Below are 2,021 nucleotides of genomic sequence, written 5' to 3'. Positions count from 1 at the left end.
GTGCTAGTGCGCCACGTTGAAAACGTGATAAAGTAGATGTACCCAAAGTAATCACTCCCTATATTGGTTGGAATTAGTTACTACCATTGTAAGTGATTGCTTTGGGCTTTTTAATTTCTGTTCGGATTAATTATAGAATTTGCCAATATAAGAAATTTGCAGATCACCAATTAATTGATGCACAAGAGCAAGCCAAGTTTATGGCTGATAAAATAGCAACTTATCAAAAATGGATAAAAGAAGACTCAAAAAAGAATCACTTATGCTAGAGATAATTTTTGATCTGAAAATAAAATTTATAAAATAAGACACTTACTTATTGATTAGTAAGTGTTTTTTTGGTGAATTATGAGTATATAAATTTTTACCATTTTACTGATTATTTAAATTAGCTTGTAATTATCTTATAGTGAAACGCAGTTAGTTTTCTGTCATTTACCGACTAGTTAAGGATAAAATTAAAGAGAGAATCGTAATGAGAAAATTAAATATACTAAATCAACTTGATAATGTGATACGAGAAACTGCTGATAATATTCATGATTTCATCAGCGACCCTCGCGCTTTTACTAGAACACGTAAATTAGACCCATTTACTATGCTTAAAGTGCCTATTAATATGCAGGGAAATAGTCTTGATAAAGAACTATACGATGCTTTTTCAGACTCTGATGATAAATCATTAGTATCTACATCAGCTTATGTTCAGCAAAAGGCCAAGCTCTCTCCGGCCTGTTTTGAGCATATTTTCCATACTATGAATCAACGACAAAAGGCTCAAAGATTATTTAAGTCCCAATACCGACTGTTAGCTATTGATGGCTCTGATTTTAACCAGCTTTGGAATCCAGAATCAAAAAATATTGTTAAATTTACTAACCAGCATGGTTGTCAGAATTATTGTCAATTTCATATGAATACCAGTTACGATTTAGTTAATAATACTTATCAAGATGTAATTTTACAGCCTAAAAGCCAAATTGATGAACGCAAAGCAGCACTTCTAATGCTCAAGCGTACTGAAATGAAGCCAACGATTGTCACAATGGATCGGGGATATTGCAGTTTTAACAGGATTGAGAACTGCAATCGATTAAAGAATTGTAATTATGTAATCAGAAGCAAAACAGGACAGGGAGCCTTTAAGGAAATCCAATCTTTACCGAACCGAGAATGTGATTTAGAAGTGTCCTGTCGGGTAACTATTTCTAATTATTACTACATTACGCACAAAGACACTGAGGATCTTCATCTGGTAACTCATCATAAGAAACAATATATTGAACAACGCTCCAAAAATACTTACGATGCAAGCTGGGATTTTGAGGATATTTGTACTATAAAGTTCAGGGTTTGTAAATTTAGAATAAATAATGAAGAATCTGGTAAAGATGAGTGGGAAGTATTAGTAACTAATCTTAATTCGAAAGAATTTTCGTTGGAAGAGATGAAAGAGCTTTATCACCTTCGTTGGGGGATCGAAAGCTCATTTAGAAAGTTAAAATATGATATTGGTAGTGTACAATTTCATTCTAAACAAGATCATTTTATTGAAATGGCAAATTACAAGTTTAATCCGAACAAGCCCGGAATCTTTCAATGGCAGTCTGTTGATGATGTATTTTTAATGGTCGTTGATTAATTAGTTCAAGTGCTGCTAGGATCTCATCAGTCGTTACTTGGCTAAAATTGGTCTTTTTCGGGAAGAACCAGCGTAACCGCCTATTAAAATATTCATTGGAACCTCGCTCCCATGGTGAATATGGATGGCAAAAATAAACTTTGATCTGATAATCCTGTTCTAAGGCCTGATAATTGGCAAACTCTTTACCATGATCAACAGTAATGGATTTTACTTGGGGACCGAAGGCCCCCATAAACTTGCCAAAGGCGGTGTTTAGAGCCTTAGCCGTTCTATTAGGGGCTTTGATGGCCCATAGAAGTCGGGTCTTACGTTCTACGAATGTAACCAGACATGATCGTGACTCACTTCGACTAGAAAGCACCGTATCTACTTCCCA

Annotated in this window: 2 protein-coding genes and 1 pseudogene; 2 read left to right on the top strand and 1 reads right to left on the bottom strand. The window is 34.6% G+C overall.

The genetic code is table 11. The features are described 5' to 3' along the window. The first annotated feature begins 101 nt into the window (after window positions 1-101). Together EKM70_RS11545 and EKM70_RS11240 are read left to right on the top strand one after the other, a co-directional pair. Window positions 102-269, top strand: coding sequence for a hypothetical protein (locus tag EKM70_RS11545; RefSeq protein WP_225416443.1), 168 nt, complete (start codon window positions 102-104; stop codon window positions 267-269). 206 nt (window positions 270-475) lie between these two features. Then, window positions 476-1,642 carry an IS4 family transposase gene (locus tag EKM70_RS11240; RefSeq protein WP_125547824.1) on the top strand — a complete coding sequence of 389 codons (1,167 nt, stop codon included), beginning with the start codon at window positions 476-478 and terminating at the stop codon, window positions 1,640-1,642. Here the strand turns inward: EKM70_RS11240 and EKM70_RS11235 are convergent. Continuing rightward, window positions 1,572-2,021: pseudogene (locus EKM70_RS11235) on the bottom strand (IS30-like element ISLsa1 family transposase); the annotation flags it as partial. The gene EKM70_RS11240 and the pseudogene EKM70_RS11235 overlap by 71 nt on opposite strands.

This window comes from Levilactobacillus lindianensis, from assembly GCF_003946095.1.
Taxonomy (GTDB): Bacteria; Bacillota; Bacilli; order Lactobacillales; family Lactobacillaceae; genus Levilactobacillus; species Levilactobacillus lindianensis.
This window is presented reverse-complemented; position numbering and strand designations above follow the sequence as displayed.